At 40.1% G+C, this 20,726-nt stretch carries 18 protein-coding genes; 5 read left to right on the top strand and 13 right to left on the bottom strand.

The window, feature by feature from the left end; genetic code table 11:
• From LDL79_RS08195 to LDL79_RS08175, 5 genes are all read right to left on the bottom strand, one after another.
• A complete protein-coding gene (locus tag LDL79_RS08195; RefSeq protein WP_225599868.1) occupies positions 1–2,829 on the bottom strand; it encodes a TonB-dependent receptor in 2,829 nt (942 codons plus the stop codon).
• 163 nt (positions 2,830–2,992) lie between these two features.
• Positions 2,993–4,564, bottom strand: a complete 1,572-nt coding sequence (locus tag LDL79_RS08190) for a tetratricopeptide repeat protein (protein ID WP_225599867.1) — start codon at positions 4,562–4,564, stop codon at positions 2,993–2,995.
• A 129-nt stretch (positions 4,565–4,693) separates the two neighbouring features.
• Positions 4,694–4,957: a 50S ribosomal protein L27 gene (gene rpmA, locus LDL79_RS08185; protein WP_072981224.1), complete on the bottom strand. Its 264-nt coding sequence runs from the start codon at positions 4,955–4,957 to the stop codon at positions 4,694–4,696.
• 36 nt (positions 4,958–4,993) lie between these two features.
• Complete coding sequence (gene rplU, locus LDL79_RS08180; RefSeq protein ID WP_167598567.1) at positions 4,994–5,647, bottom strand: 50S ribosomal protein L21; 654 nt, start codon at positions 5,645–5,647, stop codon at positions 4,994–4,996.
• 103 nt (positions 5,648–5,750) lie between these two features.
• Positions 5,751–6,218 carry a DUF4199 domain-containing protein gene (locus tag LDL79_RS08175; protein WP_072981220.1) on the bottom strand — a complete coding sequence of 156 codons (468 nt, stop codon included), beginning with the start codon at positions 6,216–6,218 and terminating at the stop codon, positions 5,751–5,753.
• Between the two features lie 211 nt (positions 6,219–6,429).
• Between LDL79_RS08175 and LDL79_RS08170 the strand changes: the two genes are divergently transcribed.
• Positions 6,430–7,749 carry a M16 family metallopeptidase gene (locus LDL79_RS08170; protein ID WP_167598566.1) on the top strand — a complete coding sequence of 440 codons (1,320 nt, stop codon included), beginning with the start codon at positions 6,430–6,432 and terminating at the stop codon, positions 7,747–7,749.
• A gap of 55 nt (positions 7,750–7,804) precedes the next feature.
• On the top strand, positions 7,805–9,874 hold the full coding sequence (locus LDL79_RS08165) for an insulinase family protein (protein WP_225599866.1): 2,070 nt from the start codon (positions 7,805–7,807) through the stop codon (positions 9,872–9,874).
• Positions 9,875–9,947: 73 nt separating this feature from the next.
• Here LDL79_RS08165 and LDL79_RS08160 read toward each other — a convergent pair whose 3' ends face one another.
• The 5 genes from LDL79_RS08160 to mutY form a co-directional block, all read right to left on the bottom strand.
• Positions 9,948–10,841: a DMT family transporter gene (locus LDL79_RS08160; protein ID WP_225599865.1), complete on the bottom strand. Its 894-nt coding sequence runs from the start codon at positions 10,839–10,841 to the stop codon at positions 9,948–9,950.
• 58 nt (positions 10,842–10,899) lie between these two features.
• Positions 10,900–11,472 carry a gliding motility lipoprotein GldD gene (gldD, locus tag LDL79_RS08155; RefSeq protein ID WP_449543909.1) on the bottom strand — a complete coding sequence of 191 codons (573 nt, stop codon included), beginning with the start codon at positions 11,470–11,472 and terminating at the stop codon, positions 10,900–10,902.
• Positions 11,473–11,482: 10 nt separating this feature from the next.
• Positions 11,483–12,811: a gliding motility-associated protein GldE gene (locus LDL79_RS08150; protein WP_225599863.1), complete on the bottom strand. Its 1,329-nt coding sequence runs from the start codon at positions 12,809–12,811 to the stop codon at positions 11,483–11,485.
• A 27-nt stretch (positions 12,812–12,838) separates the two neighbouring features.
• A complete protein-coding gene (locus LDL79_RS08145; protein WP_225599862.1) occupies positions 12,839–13,312 on the bottom strand; it encodes a single-stranded DNA-binding protein in 474 nt (157 codons plus the stop codon).
• Between the two features lie 101 nt (positions 13,313–13,413).
• A complete protein-coding gene (mutY, locus tag LDL79_RS08140; RefSeq protein WP_225599861.1) occupies positions 13,414–14,502 on the bottom strand; it encodes an A/G-specific adenine glycosylase in 1,089 nt (362 codons plus the stop codon).
• A gap of 128 nt (positions 14,503–14,630) precedes the next feature.
• Between mutY and LDL79_RS08135 the strand changes: the two genes are divergently transcribed.
• The 3 genes from LDL79_RS08135 (at position 14,631) to LDL79_RS08125 (ending at position 17,405) form a co-directional block, all read left to right on the top strand.
• The gene (locus LDL79_RS08135) at positions 14,631–14,927 is read left to right on the top strand and encodes an HU family DNA-binding protein (protein ID WP_009778552.1); all 297 of its coding nucleotides are present in this window, start codon (positions 14,631–14,633) and stop codon (positions 14,925–14,927) included.
• 302 nt (positions 14,928–15,229) lie between these two features.
• A complete protein-coding gene (locus LDL79_RS08130) occupies positions 15,230–16,765 on the top strand; it encodes an Rne/Rng family ribonuclease (RefSeq protein WP_225599860.1) in 1,536 nt (511 codons plus the stop codon).
• A 139-nt stretch (positions 16,766–16,904) separates the two neighbouring features.
• Positions 16,905–17,405: a regulatory protein RecX gene (locus LDL79_RS08125; protein ID WP_225599859.1), complete on the top strand. Its 501-nt coding sequence runs from the start codon at positions 16,905–16,907 to the stop codon at positions 17,403–17,405.
• On the opposite strand, the gene LDL79_RS08120 is transcribed toward LDL79_RS08125, so the two are convergent.
• From LDL79_RS08120 to LDL79_RS08110, 3 genes are all read right to left on the bottom strand, one after another.
• A complete protein-coding gene (locus LDL79_RS08120; protein ID WP_225599858.1) occupies positions 17,402–18,268 on the bottom strand; it encodes a cupin-like domain-containing protein in 867 nt (288 codons plus the stop codon). The two genes, LDL79_RS08125 and LDL79_RS08120, sit on opposite strands and share 4 nt — an antisense overlap.
• A 17-nt stretch (positions 18,269–18,285) precedes the next feature.
• Entirely contained in the window at positions 18,286–19,365 is a 1,080-nt protein-coding gene (gene bioB / locus LDL79_RS08115) for a biotin synthase BioB (RefSeq protein WP_394372622.1), read from the bottom strand.
• A gap of 110 nt (positions 19,366–19,475) precedes the next feature.
• Positions 19,476–20,714 carry a beta-ketoacyl synthase N-terminal-like domain-containing protein gene (locus tag LDL79_RS08110; RefSeq protein ID WP_225599856.1) on the bottom strand — a complete coding sequence of 413 codons (1,239 nt, stop codon included), beginning with the start codon at positions 20,712–20,714 and terminating at the stop codon, positions 19,476–19,478.
• Positions 20,715–20,726 lie beyond the last annotated feature (12 nt).

The following is a 20,726-nucleotide window of genomic DNA, read 5'->3' as shown; positions in this document are numbered from 1 at the left end:
CTAGAATAAATCATATTTTACACCAAAAGTTAAACGCGTGCTATAATATTCCATTTGCATGGTACGGTTTTTAACACCTTGATAATAACGTAAGGGTTGATTGGTAATGTTGTTCAAGTTTGCATACACCTGAAGGTTTCTTGACAAGAAAACGGTCGCATTAAAGTCTAAGAAAAACTGCTCGTCATAAAAACGATCTTCAAAAGCGTTACCTCCTAATTCGTCTATGTACGCATCAGAGTAATTTCCTGAAAGACGCGCGCTAAACCACTTGTCTGCATACGAGAGTGACGCGTTAAACATATTAGGCGAAGAACCCGGAAGATCAAGATCACCACGCATATCACCGTCTTCGTTAGCGATACCTTTTGCTTCAGAATTCAAGTAGGTATAATTAACGTAGATACCAAAATTATTTAGGAAACCTGGCAGGAAATCTAACTGACGCTGAAACGCGACTTCTGCACCAAAAATACGTGCTTTATCTCCATTAAGCGGCTGGTACAATTCATAACCGGTACTTTCTTCTTCTGAAACACTGGTGTAGATAAAGTCATTTAAGTCTTTATAAAATACACCTCCTGAAAGAATCCCCACTGAACTAAAATATTTCTCAGCCATAAAATCAAAGTTCATCGCTGTGGTAGGATTCAACTGTGGGTTACCTATAGAAACCTCATCATCTTCTCGCTGTCTGTAAGGCACAAGGTCGATGTAATTAGGTCTAGCTAACGTGTTTGTCCACGCAAAGCGTAATACCGTATTTTCTGAAGCATTGTATTTGAAATGCACGCCTGGCAATACGTTAGTATACGAACTCTCATCGTTGATTTGTGTAAAAGCTTCCGGCTCGTCAACATCAAAGTTGTTACCCGTACTTTCTATACGAGTATTTTCAACACGAAGACCTACAAGTACGCTCAATTTATCTGAAAGTTTCTCATTGGTCATCACATAACCTGCGTATACATTTTCGGTCACATCAAAGTTGTCTCCAAGATACTCATCAGGAAGCGCTTCACCTTCAAAAGCAGCAGCATCGTTAAGATTAAGACTTCCTAAAAATTCTGGTGAAGCAAAAACGCCCGGTCTGTATTTTGCACCTGCTAAGAAATCATCACCCGTATACACACGCTGATCTACCATTGCCAGATTATCTAACGCACCGGTAAGCGGTGAATATTCAAAGAAGTTATTAGCTCTGTTTTTGTTCTTAAAACGGCCTCGTACACCAAATTTCACAGTACCATCACCTTGAGCAAAGAAATCTGCAGGAAGTTCAAAATTTGCGAAGAAGTTGATATCCTTTTCTTCGGTAAACTGGTATTCTTCCGTCAACTCGTCTAATTCAAATTCGCTTAAATCTTCAGCAGCAACAGGCGTATGAATAGGCTTACGCGTGTCGTTGATTTCGTTACTGATTCCATATTCGGTAGCATACACTAGGTAACGCTCGTTAGGGCGCTCTTCTGAAGCTTTTGCGAAAGAACCCATCCACGTGAACTTTAGGTTTCCAAAAAGGTGATTTCCGCCTAAACTGTAGTTTTGCATACGCTGATCTTCAAGACGTCTGTTTTGAATTCTTCCGCCGGGAATACCTCCTTTAGTCTCGCGTTTTGCTTCTACCGGAAAACGAGAAGGTGTACCGTTTACGATCTCAAAATCTCCTTCCATAATGTCTTCGGCATCTAAAACTTCGCTAGAATACGCAAAACGATTCTCGCGGTCATCGCGCCAGTTATACATCGTTTTTAAGTAGATCTCGTTGTTTTCGTCAAAATTATAATCAAAATTAGCCGAAAAACTACGTCTCACACGCTGCACCAAATACTTGCGGTTTTCATAAACGCTCGCATACGGATTCACATCTTCTTCAACCTCTTCGCCCGCGGCATTGGTATAAGCAAACGTGTCCGCCCATTCGGCCTCTACGTTGTCACTACCAAAGTCGTTATCATTGATCGATGCAGAAACCATCCAACCAAACTTTTTGTCTTTAGAGCGGTCACCTACCAGAAACGATCCGCTTAAGATGCGTTTATCAGTAATAAAATTGATTCCTGAACCACCTGTTGCCGAAAGTCTAAAACTCTGCGGCGTAGAGCGCGTAACCAAGTTTACAGACCCACCTAAAGCGTCTGCATCCATATCTGGAGTTACCGCTTTATTCACTTCAATGGTCTGGATCATATCAGAAGGAATAAGGTCCATCTGCACGTTTCGATTATCTCCTTCTGCCGAAGGAATACGGCTACCATTTAAGGTTACCGAGTTTAATTGCGGCGCAAGACCACGCACGATTATATTACGCGCTTCCCCTTGATCTACTTGCATCGTGATCCCCGGAATACGTTTTGTCGCGTCACCAATATTAGCATCAGGGAATTTCCCAATTTGATCTGTAGAAACCACATTGGTGATGTTTACATTGTTCTTCTGCGTATTTAATGCTCTGGCCTGACCGCCGGCACTAAATCCCACAAGTTGCACATCGTCTAGTTGGGTTTCTTCTGAAGCTAATAAAATAGAAACCGAAGTGGTTTTACCCGCAGTGACCATCACCTCTTTGGTAAAATCTGCAAAACCTAAATATTTTATAGTAAGTGTGTGATTGCCTTCAGGAATTTCAACAAAGGTAAATTTCCCGTCTTGGTTAGAAACAGCACCTTTATTAAGGTCATCAATCATCACCGCGGCACCCGGAACATTGATACCGTATTCATCTGTAATTACTCCCTGAATAATGCCTTCCTGAGCAGATAATCCGGAATAATTTAAGGTAAAGAGCAGCGTTACAACAAGTAACTTTAGACTAGTAATTATTTTCATTTTTTTGATGTTTTGTTTGCGCCAAATTTACCTGAGCCCTTTAAACACGGGCTAAATTAAAGTCTAACAAATTGTAAAGAATCCAGAATTTAGAGGCTACAACAAGGCAACAATTACCTAAACTTTACACACGCATAACCTTGAAGCAAAACACGAGGTCTTTCTATAACTTTAGCATAAAATTCACGAGTTCATCTTCTCGTTCCAGCGGTAATTTTTTACGCAGACGGTAACGCGCCACCCGAACACTGTCTGGAGTTATGCGTAATACCGAAGCGATTTCTTTAGACGAAAGATCAAGACGAAGTAACAAACACAAGCGAAGTTCTGTAGCCGATAATTTTTTTAGTGCTGCCTGATTGAGCTTTCGAGTAAAATCGGGATGAATCTCATCAAACAGCCCCATAAACTGCTCCCATTCATTCTCCTCTTGCAAATGCGTATTCAGATCGTTAGAAAGTTCATGGAGTTTCGCAGGAATATCCATTCGTTTACGTGTGCTCAATTTTTGTAATGTTCCTGAGACTTCTTCAAGCAGCTTGTTCTTTTGAGCCAGACTCAAACTGTATTTGGAAAGCGTGGCCGTTTTAAGCTGAATTTGATTTTGTAGGTTTTGCTCCTGAGCGGCTTTTGTTTCCAACTCGGCTTCTAGCGCTCGTTGTTTGTACAACTCAACAGCTAACCGTGCTTGTCGCTTTCTTTTCTGAATGTAAAAAAGCAATCCGGCAGTGGCAACCAGCACAAAAATGATCAGTAAAAGCGCTATAAACTTGATCTGGGCCGTTTTGTTTTTCGCCTGAAGCAAATCGATCTTAGCTTGTTTTTCTTTGGTGTCATACACCGTTTGCAGAGCGTTAAGCTGATTAAAGTTTTGAGAATAAAACTGCTGTTCTACCAGATCTTGATAGGCTAAGGCATAGTGATGCGCCTGCTTAAAATCTTGTGCTAAAGCATAAGCTTTTGCCAGATCTTTATAGGCACTTTCAATCTGATGCGCATTTTGAAATGTCTCAGCAAGTTCCAGGGCTTCTGTGGTCTTAACAATGGCTTGCGCGTAGTTTCCTTTTTTCCGGTAGACATCGGCCAGATTGTTTAATGCGTTAACTTGCCTTTCGTCTTCGGTATTTTTAAAATAACTGAAGGCTTTTTCAAAATAGGTATAGGCCTTATCGTAATCCTTCAAGTCCTCATAAATGCTACCGATGTTTTCAAGAACAACAGCTTCACCCGTGACATCAGCTAGATCTTGATAGATTTGTAGACTTTTTTGCTGAAATTCAAGGGCTTTTTGAGGTTGCTCCTGTTTTTCCCAGCAGGTACCAAGCAGTTGATAACTCTTCGCCTGAAGCTGTAAAAACTGCTGCGCTTCTGAATAGCCCAAGCTACTGTTTAAAAACTCTATCGCCTTTGAATAATTATTGAGCGCTATGTATATTTCAGCAAGTTCGTTCTGTATTGTTGACGTAGTCTGACTGCTTTGCTGCGAATTTTCAAGCGCTGCGTTATAATGCGTGACCGCTTCTGTGTAGATCTGACTTTGCTTATAAAACCGGGCTAAATTGAAATGCGCAAGACTCAACTGCGCTGCATCTTTGCTATTTTTAGCAGAGTCTAGTTCGTTTTTGTATGCATAAAAAACAGAATCTTCAAAAACCTGAAAACGCTCTTCTATTTGCTGCGCCTGAATACTGCCGGCTACGCAAGAAAAAAGAATAAAAAATAAACACCTCAACATTGCTTCTGCTTAATCAAGCAATATAATGGTCTAATGTTACCGCATTATTAGATTAAGTTTAAATCAAGGCATAAAAAAAGCCTCATTATCGTAACGATAATGAGGCTTTTTAGATCTTAAACAAAGTTCTTAAGCTTCTGCAGTAGGTACTACAGATACATAAGATTTGTTGTCTTTCTTTTTAGTAAACTTAACGATACCGTCTACTTTAGCGTGTAAAGTATGATCTTTTCCACCATAAACGTTATCACCTGGATGGTGCGTGTTACCACGTTGTCTAACGATGATGTTACCAGCTACTGCTGCTTGACCACCAAAAATCTTAACACCTAGACGTTTCGATTCTGATTCTCTACCGTTCTTAGAACTACCTACTCCTTTTTTGTGAGCCATCTTATTCTAGTTTTATGGTTATACTTAATTCAGCGATTATTTTTCTACTCCGCCGTCTAATCTATCTTGTAATTCTTTAAGCTCATCCCACTTACCTTCAGCAGCTAAAGCAGCTTGCTTTGGCCAAGTTTCAGTAACGATGTGGCTTAATCTTGAGCTCGCTTCAGAAAGAACTTCGCTCAATTTTTCTGGAGAAGTCTTAGCAACTTTAGCGAAAGTATCAATTCCTGCAGCTACTAATGCTTCAGCAGCTTTTGGTCCTGCACCTTCAATCTTTTTAAGATCATCTCCTTTTGAAGAAGCTTTTGCTTTTTTAGCCTTTGGCTCTTCAGCTTTTGCTTCTTTCTTTTCGGTCTTAGGAGCAGCTTTTTTGCCTCCTTTTAAAGAAATATCACCAATTACAATCTCAGTTAATGATTGACGATGACCATTTTTCTTCTTGTAACCTTTACGTCTTTTCTTTTTGAAAACAATTACTTTATCTCCTTTTAAATGACGTGAAATCTTTGCTCCTACTAGAGCTCCTTCTATAGCCGGGGCGCCTAAAGTGATGTTGTCACCATCTCCTGCCAAAAGAACTTTATCAAAAGAAACTTCGTCTCCTTCTTCTCCTGCCAAGCGGTTCACAAAAACCTTCTGGTCTTTTGCAACTTTAAATTGCTGCCCTGCTATCTCTACAATTGCGTACATAGCGTAATTATTAAAAAATAGTTTTAAAAATTCTTAAACCTTCTGATTTAAGAGGGCGCAAATATACAGCTATTTACTTACAATACAAACCAATAATATAAAATTACGCTTGAGTAGTTTTGGGTTTCTTTTTTAAATTCCAGCTGGGCTTAAATAATTGCATAAAACTTAAAGTCAACACTGTACTAGTTGCAAACCCCATAATGGCCACTACAAAAATCACGCTACCCAAACTGGTATTGTACGTCGTTTCCCAAGCCGCGATCATATTGCTTAAAAAATCGGGATTGAGATTACCTGCATATAGTGCAAAGAAAGCGGTAAAAATGATCGTCGCAACAAAACCAGTCACAACGCCAACAGAAAAACCATCACCGTACTCAAAATCTTTCCCTTTACTCAGTTTGTAGTATTTAATGGCTTCATAAATTCCAAAACCGGTTATCACGCCATTAAACAAACTGAACAACGGATTGGTATGTAATTCAAATAAGGCTAAAACGAGGAAGTAAGCGATCAAGCCAGCAGATATGGCGATGCCAAAACGTATAGGAAGTGCGATCTTAAGCATAACTTTATTTTTTTGATTCCTACTAAATTTCATAATTAAAACGCTCAATGTCAGCTAACATCTTGTTAAAATTAAATATTCAAAAATTCAGTTTGCAGTACCTTAACTTTATTACTAATTAAAAATTACTGTGAATGTTAAAATTAAATCAGTTTGTAACATTCGCTGCATATCCATTACTTATTACCGAAACAAAATAAAAACTCTATTCATGAAAAAAACGCTTTTTTCACTGGCTTCAATTTTTGCGATGAGCCTTTCAATTCAGGCGCAAGAGGTAGAATTTGAAGAATATGATCTTGATAACGGCTTACACGTTATTTTACATCAGGACAATACCGCTCCTGTAGTTACTACTTCTGTAATGTATCACGTGGGAGGAAAAGATCGCGAGGATGGCCGCACGGGCTTTGCTCACTTTTTTGAGCATTTACTCTTTGAGGGAACCGAAAATATTGAGAACGGAAAATGGTTTGAAATCGTAAGTTCAAACGGCGGAACCAATAATGCCAACACCTCTCAAGACCGCACCTACTATTATGAAGTGTTTCCGTCAAACAACCTTGAATTAGGTTTATGGATGGAGTCTGAGCGTATGCTTCACCCGGTCATCAAGCAAGACGGTGTAGATACACAAAACGAAGTGGTCAAAGAGGAGCGCCGTTTACGTTATGACAACTCGCCTTATGGTCAGTTTCTATTTGCAATCAGCGAGCAACTTTTTGAAAACCATCCTTACAAAGATCCAAACGTAGGCTATATGGAAGATCTTGACGCAGCTTCTTTACAGGAGTTCAAGGATTACTTTGATAAATATTACAAGCCTAGCAATGCTGTTTTGGTGGTTGCCGGTGATATTGAAGTTGATGAAACTAAAAAATTGATCGAAGACTATTTTGGCCCTATCCCAAGCGGACCAGCGCTTGAGCGCAGTTATCCTACCGAAGAGCCAATTACCGAGGCTACACGCAGCCAATTTTACGACTCTAACATCCAAGTTCCTGCGATTCTAACCGCATACCGCACCCCGGGATATGGTGATCGCGACGCTTATGTTCTCAATATGATCTCCTCTTATTTAAGCGACGGAAAAAGTTCTAAGCTTTACAAAAAGATGGTTGATGATGAGAAAAAAGCGCTTCAAATTGGTGCTATAAACCTTGAGCAAGAAGACTATGGTATGTACATCATTTTTGGTCTTCCGCTTGGCGAAACAAGCCTTGACACGCTTATAGAAGGTATGGAAGAAGAAATAACCAAATTGCGCAACGAACTTATCTCTGAATCTGATTACGAGAAATTGCAAAACAAGGCCGAAACTAATTTTGTAAACTCAAATTCTAGCGTTGAGGGCATTGCAAACACTTTGGCGCGCAATTACATGCTTTATGACGATACGAATTTGATCAACTCTGAAATAGAAATTTATCGTTCGATCACCAGAGAAGAGATTAAAGAAGTTGCTAACAAATACCTGAAGCCTAACCAGCGCGTAGAAGTAGAATATTTACCTAAAAAAGAAGATCAGTAATCTTCAGTTTATAATCCGCTTTAAACTTCAGAAACAGAATTAAAATACGATTTAAATGAAAAATATATTCTTTAGCTTACTATTTATCTGCAGCTTAAGTGCAGTAGCTCAAATAGACCGAAGCACTCAACCTAAGGCTGGTCCCGCTCCGGAAATCAATCTAAGTGAGCCGGAAACTTTTACCTTAAAAAACGGACTTAAAGTGATCGTGGTTGAAAACCACAAATTACCACGAGTTGCCTACACACTTACTTTAGACAACCCACCAATCGCCGAAGGGGACAAAACAGGCGCTGCAGCCTTAGCCGGATCTTTATTAGGCCAAGGTTCGCAAAGCATCAGCAAAGATGACTTTAACGAAGAAGTTGATTATATGGGTGCTCGTATGAGTTTTGGCTCACAATACGCATCTGCTAGCGGACTTTCGCAATATGCAGAGCGCATTTTAGAATTACTCGCAGACGCTGCTATTCATCCTAATTTTACCCAGGAAGAATTTGAAAAAGAGCAAACCAAATTGATCGAAGGTTTAAAAACCAACGAAAAAAGTGTTGCTGCTGCAGCTGGTCAAGTAAGTCGTGCACTACTTTATGGTAAGAACCATCCTAAAGGAGAGTTTGAAACTCAAGAAGGCTTAGAAAAAATAACTTTGGCAGACGCCAAAGCATTTTACAACAAGGCTTTTATTCCTAACAACGCTTACCTCGTAGTGGTTGGGGATGTTGATTTTAAAGACATCAAAAAATGGGTTTCAGCCGATTTTAAAGATTGGAAAAAAGGTGCTGCATTAAGCAATGATTTTGCAACTCCTCAAAACGTTTCTACTCCAGAAATTGATTTTGTTGATATGCCTAACGCCGTACAATCTCAGGTGATCGTGCAAAACCTTGTAGATTTAAAAATGAGCGATCCTGATTATTTCCCGGTATTGATCGCTAACCAAATTCTAGGCGGCGGCGGAGAAGGTCGTTTATTCTTAAATCTTAGAGAAGATAAAGGCTATACTTATGGCGCATACTCAAGCATCAGCGACAGTAAATATGGTAAAACTTCGTTTAGCGCTTCGGCAAGTGTGCGTAATATGGTAACAGACAGTTCTGTTGTTGCTTTCTTAGAAGAAATTGACAAGATTCGTCAAGAGCCTGTTTCAGCAACAGATCTCAAAAATGCTAAAGCAAAATATGTAGGAAGTTTTGTACGCTCGTTAGAGCAGCCAAGCACTATTGCGCGCTTTGCATTAAATAAGGAAACCGAAAACCTACCAGATGATTTTTATCAGGATTATCTAAGTAAAGTAAACGCCGTAACGGTTGCAGATGTGCAGCGTGTCGCTAATAAATATTTCTTAGGTGATAATGCACGCATCGTGATCGCAGGTAAAGGAAGCGAAGTTCTTGAAAACCTTGAGAAGGTAACCTATAAAGGAAAAACCATTCCGGTGAAGTATTTTGATAAAAAAGCCAACGCAGTTGAAAAACCTACCTATGAAGTAGCGCTTCCTGAAGGTGTTACGGCAACCACCGTTTTTAATAATTATATTGAAGCTATTGGTGGTAAAGAAGCTGTTGCAGGAATTAATTCGATCGTTATGATGGGAGAGGGCAGCGTTCAAGGCACGCCTTTAAAACTGACCATTAAGAAAACTAATAAAGACCAGTTTTTACAAGAAATTTCGGTAATGGGCAATGTGATGTCTAAGCAGGTCTTAAATGGAGACAGCGCTTCGATCTCTGCGCAGGGACAAACTATGAATCCGTCTCCGGAGCAAGTTGAAGCATTGAAAAAAGAAGCTGCGATCATCCCGGAAGTCAATATGATCAACGACGCTTCTATAAAACTTTTAGGAATCGAAAAAGTTGATGGTAAAAATGCCTACGCAGTAGCACTTACTGATACTAAAAAAGCATTTTATGACACCGAAAGCGGTTTAAAAATTAAAGAAGAGACCACACAAGAAATGCAAGGTCAAACCTTTGTACAGACCATTCAGTTTGATGACTATAAGCCGGCGGGAGCGATTGTTGTTCCTTACAAATTATCTCAATCTATGGGACCTCAAAACATCGAATTTACATTTTCTGAAATCAAAGTGAATGAAGGTGTGAGTGACGCAGACTTTCAATAGAAAGATGCTTTAAACGTAAGCGCTAAGGGTTTTTAAATCCTTTGGCGGTGCCAATAAATCAAGAAAGACCAACTTAACCGTTGGTCTTTTTTTGTTTTCTATTCGCATTTACCAGATACACGCCGGTTAAAATGACGCCGGCACCAACAAGATGGATTAAGGTGAAACGCTCTCCATCGAGTAAGCCCCAAAAGATCCCAACAATAGGAATCAAATAGGTCACTGAAGTCGAGAACACCGCCGAAGATATTTGCACCAATTTATTGAATAAAATTTTGGCCAGTGCAGTCCCAAAAAACGCCAGGATCAATACATAGATCAAAGAACTTTTAATTGCAGGGTCTTCGATATTCAATTGCGTTCCGCCGGAAAAATAAAGCACGATTACCGCAGGAATGAGCATTACGCTAAAGTTTCCCACCGCAATTGCCAAAGAAGAAACTTCCTGCAGTTTCGCCTTTAGAATATTAGCGTTGCCCGCATAGCACAGCGCGGCAATCACAACAAAACCGGCAAAAAGATAATTTTGTTCAGGGTTGACTTCAGCACCTTGAAAAATGAGTATTCCCGCTCCTAAAAGCCCCAAAACAACCCCGATGATTTGATTACGGGTAAAAGCGATCTTAAAGAGTAAAAATCCTAAAACAATTGTGAATAGTGGAACTAACGAATTTAAGATCGAAGCGATACTGCTGTCTATTTGCGTTTCGGCATAAGCGAATAAAAATACCGGTAGAAATGTACCCAGTAGCGCGCTCAAAGCTACCCAACCCCACTGCTGCTTTGAGATTTTAAACAGCTTTTTAAAACCGATTAGGAATAAAAAAATCGTAGTAAAAACAATTCTAAATGCACCTAATTGCAACGGCGTTAAACCCACCAAACCTTTCTTGATCAAAATATACGAAGTACCCCAGATCAACGAAAGTATAAAAAGATACAGCCACTTTTTATTGGTCTCTTGCATAGCTCAATTTTGAGCTGCAAAATTGGGATTTAATACGCAGAAAAATATCGAGAAAGGCTTATTTCTTCCATTTTAAAGACTCCATCAAATGTCTGATGTCGTTTTTAAGATAGGCCGCAGCAGGAAGAATGCTGTCGTAATTGGGCGTAACATTAAAGTAAATAGAACCGGTTATGAAGTGCGAAGTACTATCAGTCACGTAAAACTGGGATTGGGAAGCCGCATTACCAGCCACATCATAAAACATCCCATATACGCCGTGATAGTCATTTACATACTTTTCTTCGGCGATATTATCCGCTTTGACCACGTGCTCATAGGTGAGTTTTTGTGCATCCACCAATAACTCTTTAATATTATTGTTTACCGGTCTATACGTAAGGTATAAAGCACCGTTCATTTCGGGATATTCCAACACCGCAGAACAGTCACTTTTATAACGCACGACCGCCTTGGTATTTTTCATAAACTCATAAGGACAATCGGTACTCGTATAAGCAGTGTAGTCAGGCTTATCGTAATCGAGCGCGAGAAAACCATCAGGTTTAGGGAGCACTTCTTCTTTGCAAGAAAAGAGAATTCCGCAACAAAATGCTATAAAAAAATATGTTCTGAATTGCTTCAAGAAAATGGATTTACGCCTAATCTATATCTTTAATAGTAAGCTTGATTTGCTTGATACGCTTTTGATCAATTACTTCAATAGTGAACGCGTAATGCTCAAAATTTAGTATTTCGTTCTTCCGTGGAAAACCTTTAGAAATTTCAAGTAAAAAACCGGCAAGCGTTTCGGCTTCGCCTTTGTTATCTTCAAAAGCCGTATTATCCTCAAGCCTAATCACTTTATAAAAATCCTTCAGTGAGGTTTTCCCTTCAAAGATGTAATTGTTGTCATCAAGTTTAGAGAAAATAATATCCTCATCGTCAAACTCATCGCTGATATCGCCCACGATTTCTTCGATAATATCTTCCATAGAGATCAAACCGCTGGTTCCGCCATATTCATCAACAACGATTGCAAGGTGATTACGCTTGTCTTTAAACTCATTAAGCAGATCATCAAGCTTTTTGTTCTCAGGAACAAAGTACGGATCGCGCAACAGGCTCGTCCACTCAAAAGTCTCTTTATCTATATGCGGAAGCAAATCTTTTACATATAGAATTCCGGCAATATTGTCGATGTTTTCTGTAAAAACAGGAATTCGCGAATACCCGTTTTCAATGATCAACGGAATCACTTCTTGATAAGTCAGCTCCTCATTGAGCGCAAAAATATCCATCCGCGGTTTCATCACCTGCTTGGTATCTGTGTTACCAAAACTTACGATTCCCTTTAAAATCTTTTGCTCTTCTACCGATGTATCATCCTCACTCGTAAGCTCTAAAGCCTGACCAAGGTGATCTATACTAATATTTGCTTTCTGTTTCCCAAAGCGATCCTGAAGAAACAAAGTAACTGCGCGCATAGGAATACTCAAAGGCGAGATGATCACATCAAGAACCAGCATGGGATAAGCCATCTGACCGGAAAACTCTACTTTATTTCTACTTGCGTAAACCTTAGGCAGAATCTCACCAAACATCAAGATTAAAAAAGTTACCGCAACTACTTCAACAAGAAATCTAAGGTTGATGATCCAGAACTGGTATTGCTCAAGACCTGCAAAAAGGGTTTCGCCAAGACTGGCAAAAATGAGTACGATCGCAATGTTGATGAAATTATTGGCAACCAAAATAGTCGCTAGCAGCTTTTTTGGCTTCTCGAGTAGGCGCACCACAAGACTTTCTTTCTTGGTTTGCTTTTCTACATCAAGCTCAAGATCTGCCGGAGTAAGCGCAAAAAATGCGACTTCTGTACCACTAATCAGTGCAGAACAAATAAGTAAAACAATCACAGCAACAATCTCTATAACCGTAGTTACCGAAAAGCCTTGCTGAATAATTAATAAACTTGGGGGGTCAGGATCCAATGCAATTAATTTGTTTAGTCGGTATAATTAAAATGGCAAATCGTCTTCATCGTCATCTTCATAACCTGGAGAGACCGGTGATGGAGAAGATTTAGGAGTGCTTGCAGGAGCAGTACTTTGTGCCGGCTGCGCACCTGTAGACTGCGAGGTCATTCCGCTAGCATCTTTAGGCGTTAAGAAAGTAAAGTCTGTACATTGAATTTCTGTACTGTAACGCTCAGCGCCAGATTCATCTTGCCACTTACGCGTTTTGATTCTTCCTTCGACATACACTTTATCTCCTTTTTTGAGATACTTTTCGCAAATCTCAGCTCCTTTATTACGTACGACGATGTTATGCCACTCGGTATTACTTACGCGCTCTCCCGTAGTACGGTTAGTATACGTCTCATTTGTCGCAAGCGGAAAACGACCAATCGCTCCACCGCCTTCAAAATAGTGCATCTTTACATCATCACCCGTGTGCCCTATGAGCATTACTTTATTTAGCGTACCAGACATATTCTCTAAGTTTTAGAGGTCAAAAGTAACTAAAATTAAGGAGTTGCTCAACTAAAATGGCGTTAACACCTCACAATAAATACGGGTCAAAATTCTTGATTTTATTCTAAAAAGTCTTTAAAATCAAAGTCTTCTAAAAAACGGTCTATTACTCGCGGAATTGCAAAATCATCTAGACGCTCATAAGCGATCGTCTGCAAACCAGATGCTTCACTAAGCTTTACCACCCAAAATTTCACGTGTAGCTTTTGATGCGATAGCTTATGTATAATAGGCGCTCGTTGTTGCAGAATAATCTCCTCTACTGGCAACGCATCAAATTTGACCGGTTTATCTTTTCCCAAGATCATCAACTTGTTTACGCTTTCGCGAAAGTGTTCTTCCAGCAAGTCCTTTTCCGTTTCTAAAAGCGGAAAGTCAAATAGTCCGCGCCAAATTCCTTTTTCTTTACGTTGTTGAATCAGGGTTTCACCTTGAGGTGTGATAAAGATCAAATAATTAAAAAAGCGATCCCGCACTTTGACCTTTCCTTTCTTAACGGGTAAATCGGTAATCCTTCCTTGCTGAAAAGCGACACAGCTTTCGCTGAAAGGGCAATGCAAACAATACGGATTCTTCGGCTTACATTGTGTGGCGCCAAATTCCATAATCGCTTGGTTGAACGTAGCAGGATCCTTCTTATCTATAAGATCCTGAGCCAAAGCTTTAAATTCTTTTGCCCCGGGTGTACTATTAATAGGAGTCTCTATCCCATAAATTCTAGATAGTACGCGATATACATTACCGTCAACCACAGCAGTTGCTTCATTAAAACATATAGAAGCGATGGCACTGGCGGTGTAGTCACCCACTCCTTTAAGCTTCTTTAATTCTTTATACGTATCCGGAAAAACACCATCAAGATTATAAGCTACCTTTTTTGCCGTGGCGTGCAGGTTTCTAGCCCTTGAGTAGTAGCCCAATCCCTGCCAAAGCTTAAGCACATCGTCTTCTGGAGCAGCAGCCAGTGCTTTTACGTCAGGATAGGTCTCCACAAAGCTAAAATAGTAGGGCATTCCCTGCTCTACACGCGTTTGTTGAAGTATGATTTCAGACAACCAAATGCTATAAGGGTCTTGAGTTTGTCGCCAGGGCAGTTCACGCTTATTTTGTAAATACCAGTGTATGAGTTTTTTAGAAAAGTTTAACACAAAAAATACCTTTTGGTCAAATTAACCGTTTATCTAGTTATATTTTAATCTTTTACGCTTGAAATATTGATTTATTAATATGTATATTTGCACCCTTGAAAATTTTTAACCCCCTAAAATAACAAGCAATGACAAAAGCAGATATTGTTGCCAAAATTTCTGAGAAACTAGGAATCGAGAAAAACGATGTACAAGCAACTGTTGAAACCTTCATGACTGAAGTAAAGAATTCTTTAGAAGGTGGTGACAATGTTTACCTAAGAGGTTTTGGAAGTTTTATCATTAAAACTCGTGCTGAGAAAACCGGCCGTAACATTTCTAAGAATACTACAATCAAGATACCAGCTCATAACATCCCTGCATTTAAACCTGCAAAGGTATTTGTTGAAGGTGTTAAGTCAAACGTATCTGTAGACGAAAACTAACTATTAATTTTAAATTGAATTCTTATGCCAAGTGGTAAGAAAAGAAAAAGACACAAGGTAGCGACGCACAAGCGTAAAAAACGTCGTCGTGCTAACCGTCACAAGAAGAAAAAGTAGTCTAGCACTACTTTTTCTTTTATTATACGTTTAGTATAATACCGTTCATTGACATCAGGAGCCGTTTTCTAAGTTTTTAGAAAAGCAGACCCTCCTATCGCAAACACAAATTCCTGTGAAAAATAATGTTTAATCTTTTGCAGCAATCCGTTATGGATAATGCTGTGGATATAATTTAATGAAGCGTGAATAATGAATTAATAATTCGATCCAGTTCCACTTCAGTTGATTTTGCCCTTTTAAAAGATGGTAAACTAATAGAATTACATAAGGATGAGGAAGATAACCAGTTTAGCGTAGGTGATATTTTTATCGCTAAAATACGTAAAACGGTTTCTGGTCTTAACGCCGCATTTGTCAATGTGGGCTACGAGAAAGATGCATTTTTGCACTATCACGATCTAGGACCTCAGCTTCCCACTCTTTTGAAATTTGTAAAACGTGTAAGCACAGGTAAACTCAAGGATTTTTCCTTAAAAAACTTTCCTACAGAAAAAGATATTGACAAAAACGGAAAAATAGCAGATGCTGTTAAATCTAACCAGTCAATTCTTGTTCAAGTGGTAAAAGAACCCATCTCAACTAAAGGCCCAAGAATTAGCAGTGAGCTTTCTATCGCCGGGAGATATGTGGTTCTCGTTCCTTTTTCTGACCGAATTTCTATTTCTCAAAAAATTGAATCACGAGAAGAAAAAGCAAGACTTAAACGCTTGATGCAAAGCATTCGCCCCAAAGGATTTGGTGTGATTGTACGCACCGTCGCTGAAGGAAAAATGGTTGCAGAGCTAGACAAAGATCTACAAAACTTGGTGGACCGCTGGACCGCCATGTGTAAAAAATTACACAATGCTCATTTGCCCAGTAAAGTTTTAGGCGAGATGAATAGAGCCTCTTCTATGTTAAGAGACCTCTTTAATGACTCGTTTACAAACATCTGCGTAGATGATGAAACATTGTACTACCAAATCAAAGACTACTTGCAAGAGATTGCACCTAATAAAGAAAGTATCGTAAAACTCTATCAAAACACTGTGCCTATTTATGAAAAACACGGCATAGAGCGTCAAATAAAAACTTCGTTTGGCAAGACCGTTTCTATGAGTAGAGGAGCCTATCTGGTAATAGAACATACCGAAGCCCTTCACGTAATAGATGTAAATAGCGGTAACCGCTCGAGCAAAGCAAAAAGTCAGGAAGACACTGCTTTAGAAGTGAATTTGATCGCTGCCACCGAAATCGCACGACAGCTACGTCTGCGCGATATGGGTGGGATCATAGTGGTAGATTTTATCGATATGGGCAAAGCCGAAAATCGCAAAAAACTGTTTAATCACCTACGTGATGAGATGAGCGACGATCGTGCCAAGCATAAAATTTTACCGCCTAGTAAATTTGGTCTTATACAAATCACACGTCAACGTGTGCGTCCCGAGATGAATATAAAAACTCGCGAAAAAGACCCTAACGGAGACGGTGAGATCGAAGCGCCTATTAGTGTTGTAAATCGCATACAAGCAGATTTGATCAAACTATTCAAAAAAGACTATAAAAAGATCACGTTACACACGCATCCGTTTATAGCAGCCTTCTTGACAAAAGGCTTCCCTTCAGTACGTTCTAAATGGTTTTTAGAACATAAAAAATGGGTTAAAATAATGCCCAGAGATGCTTACACGTATCTCGAGTACCGTTTTACAAAAGACGGGAAAGAAATTAGATAAACTGAAACAACCCTCATCGTGCAAACGGTGGGGGTTTTTTATTGGACCCTCATTGCCCTGACGGGCATTTCTCCCAAAGGGAGAAAAATTAGAAGCTTTGAACTAAATTGGTATGTAGTGGATTAAAAAGACCTTAAATTTGAATTCTCAACTTGGAATTTTGAATCAACAACCTACAAAAACCTACACTGTAGAAGAAGCCAAGCGCAAGCTTGAAGCCTATTGCGCCTATCAAGATCGCTGTCACAAAGAGGTGCGTGAAAAGTTGATTCAAATGCGAATGATACCCGATGCTGTAGACGTGATCATTTACCACTTACTCCAGCATAAATTTCTAGATGAAGAACGCTTTGCCCGTAGTTTTGCTCGTGGAAAATTTCGTCATAAAAAATGGGGGAAAAACCGCATCAAACAAGAATTGAAGCAACGCGAAATAGGCAATTACCTCATCAACAAAGCCTTTACCGAAATCCCCGAAGAAGAATACCGAAATACGTTTGACGCTCTAGCTCAAAAACGCTTTGACCAACTCACCGAAAAAGACAAATACAAAAAGCGTAAAAAATTAGCTGATTACCTCCTCTATCGCGGTTGGCCGGGAGATTGGGTTTATGAAAAGGCTAAAGCGTTGATTCCTTAAACCGCCAACCCGTGTTTTTTATGAGTTTCCGCAATAGCACGCTCATTTTTCTCATCAATCCAAGCTTGTCCTTTACGGCGACGCATTAGGTTATCGTAATGACGCATGATAAAAACGTTATACACGGCTTGTAAGAGGTGTTTAGGCTTTCTTGGCAATGCACGCAAGCTCATGCTAAATCCGGGCGTTACATACTTCATATAATGCCAATAGCCTTCAGGCATATATAAAGTTTCCCCGTGTTTCAGGTCGCACACTAAACCTTCAGCTTTTTTAAGCACCGGGAATTTATCATAATCAGGATGGTCAAAATCAATATCCTCTCTTGTGATCAAGGAGTGTGGTACTTTATACAGGTTTTCGGTTTGATCTGGCGGAAATAAAATACAGCGCTTTTTTCCGTGGAAATGAAAGTGTAAAATATTGGCCCAATCAATGTCGTGGTGCATAAATACTTTAGAGTTCTCACCCCCAAAAAACACCATCGGGATCTGCTTGATTAAACGCAATCCTATCTTCGGAAATTTAAAATCCTTCTTAAGCGAAGGCACTTCCTTCATAATATTATACAAGAAAATACGATAATTGGTAGGTTCACGCTTCAACAGATCTACATAATCTGCCATTTTCATTTTGGCGTGTGCCTGATTAAAACCATCTTCGTGCGTTACCGGACGATCATCATAGAGCGGCACTTCTTTATCGCCGGCGACCTCTTTGATATAATCTAAACTCCACTTGTCATACGCCGGCCAATCTCCTATGAGATTCTCTATAACCACCGGCTTTTGTGGCTTTAGGTAGTTTTTTACAAACTCCGCTTTGGTAATGCTTTTTACCCTATGTATTTCGGTAAGTTTCAAGTATGCTCTAAATTTAATTAAGCTTTAGCCTTTGCTTTCGCTTCTTCATTACGCGGAATGGTATGCCCCGGTCTTGACCATTTTGGTTTTTCGCCTTTAGGCAAATGTTGAGAATCTGCTGCTTCAACAGTTTCCGGTTGTGCTTTTTTCACAAAAGGCGCTTGCGGATTTAAACCTAGAAGCTTAAACATTTCCATATCCTCGTTCACATCAGGGTTAGGTGTGGTAAGCAATTTATCACCCGCAAAAATCGAATTTGCTCCGGCAAAGAAACACATAGCCTGCCCTTCTCTACTCATCTGTGTACGTCCTGCACTTAGTCGCACTTGGGTTTGCGGCATTACAATACGGGTAGTGGCAACCATACGCACCATTTCCCAAATAGAAATAGGTTCTATATCTTCCATCGGAGTTCCTTCAACTGCTACAAGCGCATTGATAGGCACACTCTCTGGCTGTGGATCTAAAGTAGCCAGCGCTACCAGCATTCCTGCGCGGTCTTCTACTTTTTCTCCCATTCCTATGATTCCTCCACTACATACCGTGACGTTAGTTTTACGCACATTGCCTATCGTATCTAAACGATCCTGAAAGGCGCGTGTAGAAATCACATCTTTATAATAATCTTCTGACGTATCTAAGTTATGATTGTAAGCATACAAACCGGCTTCAGCCAGACGCTGCGCCTGATTTTCGGTAATCATACCTAGCGTACAGCACACTTCCATATCCAGTTTATTTATGGTACGCACCATTTCTAAAACCTGATCAAACTCTTCACCATCTTTTACATTTCTCCAGGCAGCACCCATACAAACGCGTGAGCTACCGGCCGCTTTTGCACGTAAGGCTTGCGCTTTTACGTGACTTACTCGCATCAAGTCGTTGCCTTCAATATCAGTGTGGTATCGGGCTGCTTGCGGGCAGTACCCACAATCTTCTGGGCAACCCCCTGTTTTTATAGAAAGTAATGTGGAAACCTGTACCGTATTTGGGTCGTGAAACTCACGATGTACCGTTGCGGCTTCGTAAAGCAATTCCATCAACGGTTTATTATAAATCTCTAGAATTTCTTCGCGGGTCCAATTGTGTCTCATGTAATTCAATTTTTTACTTAAACCTAAATCTTCAAAATCAAACGCTCTGAAGTTTAAGTTCTGGAAGCGGTTTCAAAAATACTAAATATGTTGTTTATAAATAGTGCAAACTACGCCTTGCTTACTAAAATACTCACAGCGTTGCCACCAAAACCCACCGCATTAACCAAGATATTTTTGATTTGTTGAGGTGGCTTTTGCACCGAAATAAAAGGAACTTCCTCATATTCGCCATGTTGAACCATGTGCATCGCTGTATCAAAACTGAGCAAACCACTCGCCCCAAAGGTGTGCCCAATCTTCCACTTATTGGTTGTTAATAACGGAAGACGTTCTCCAAATATTTTTTTGATGGCTAGATATTCGGTTTTATCACCAGCAATCGTTCCCGGTGCGTGCATCACCACAGCATCAACTTGCTTGGACATTTCCGCGAAGGTCAAAATCTGATCGTCATTTTTCATTTCCGCGAATACGGAAATCTCATCATCTTGACCAGTTCCAAAAGCATCTTCAATCGCCATACGCATCGACTTTTGAAAACATTGCGCTTCGGCAGAAATCGATACCGCGTGTTTGAGCTTTTCGGTCGCATAGCCCACACCGGTGATATACGCCAGTGCATTTTCATTCTTTCCTTTTTCAAGACAAACTGCAGCAGCACCTTCACCCACAACCATTGTATTTTCAGTTTTATCGAGATCCAAAGCTAAACACGGAAATTGTGCATCTGCAGAAGCTCGCGAGTAGGTTTTGATGGCTTTCATCTGTGCTATGGTAAACGGCGTCAATGCCGCCTCACTACCACCAACCAAAAACTTATCGCACATCCCGGCTTGCAACCAAGCAACGCCGTTTAGCATCGCATGCAAAGCCGTTGAGCAAGTGATGGAGTGGGAAATATCCGGACCATTATTTTGTAAATCTTGAGCAACCCAAGAAGAAAGATTTCCCAAGGTTGTCGTTGGAGAAGCCAATGGTTCGCTTTTATTATTTTGAAGGAAATGCTCAAAATATTGCTCAAAAAGCTGCGTCGCACCACGTGATGACCCAATGTTGATCCCAAAATCACTTCCTTGTTGCCATCCCGCTTGTTGCGTCGCTAATCTTGAGACGTACATCGCATACAACACCGAAGCATCCAAAGCTTGATAATTTCGGTTTTCAGCACGAATGGCTTCAATCTCAGCTTTAAGCGCTGACGGAAGTTTACCAACCCAAGCCTCAAGCTCGGCCTCGTAGGATAGGGCATGTTTTCCAAGCTGGTTTTTAGTGGTATCTGCTGCTGAAATTGCAGCCATTCCGGTAATTGCGATCACGTGCTTCACATCTTCAATCTTTATCTGCACCGCAGATATTAT

Origin of the sequence: Leeuwenhoekiella palythoae (genome assembly GCF_020310025.1) — a bacterium.
GTDB classification, from domain to species: domain Bacteria; phylum Bacteroidota; class Bacteroidia; order Flavobacteriales; family Flavobacteriaceae; genus Leeuwenhoekiella; species Leeuwenhoekiella palythoae.
The sequence above is the reverse complement of the archived record's forward strand: the minus strand, read 5'-3'. Positions and strand labels throughout refer to the sequence as shown.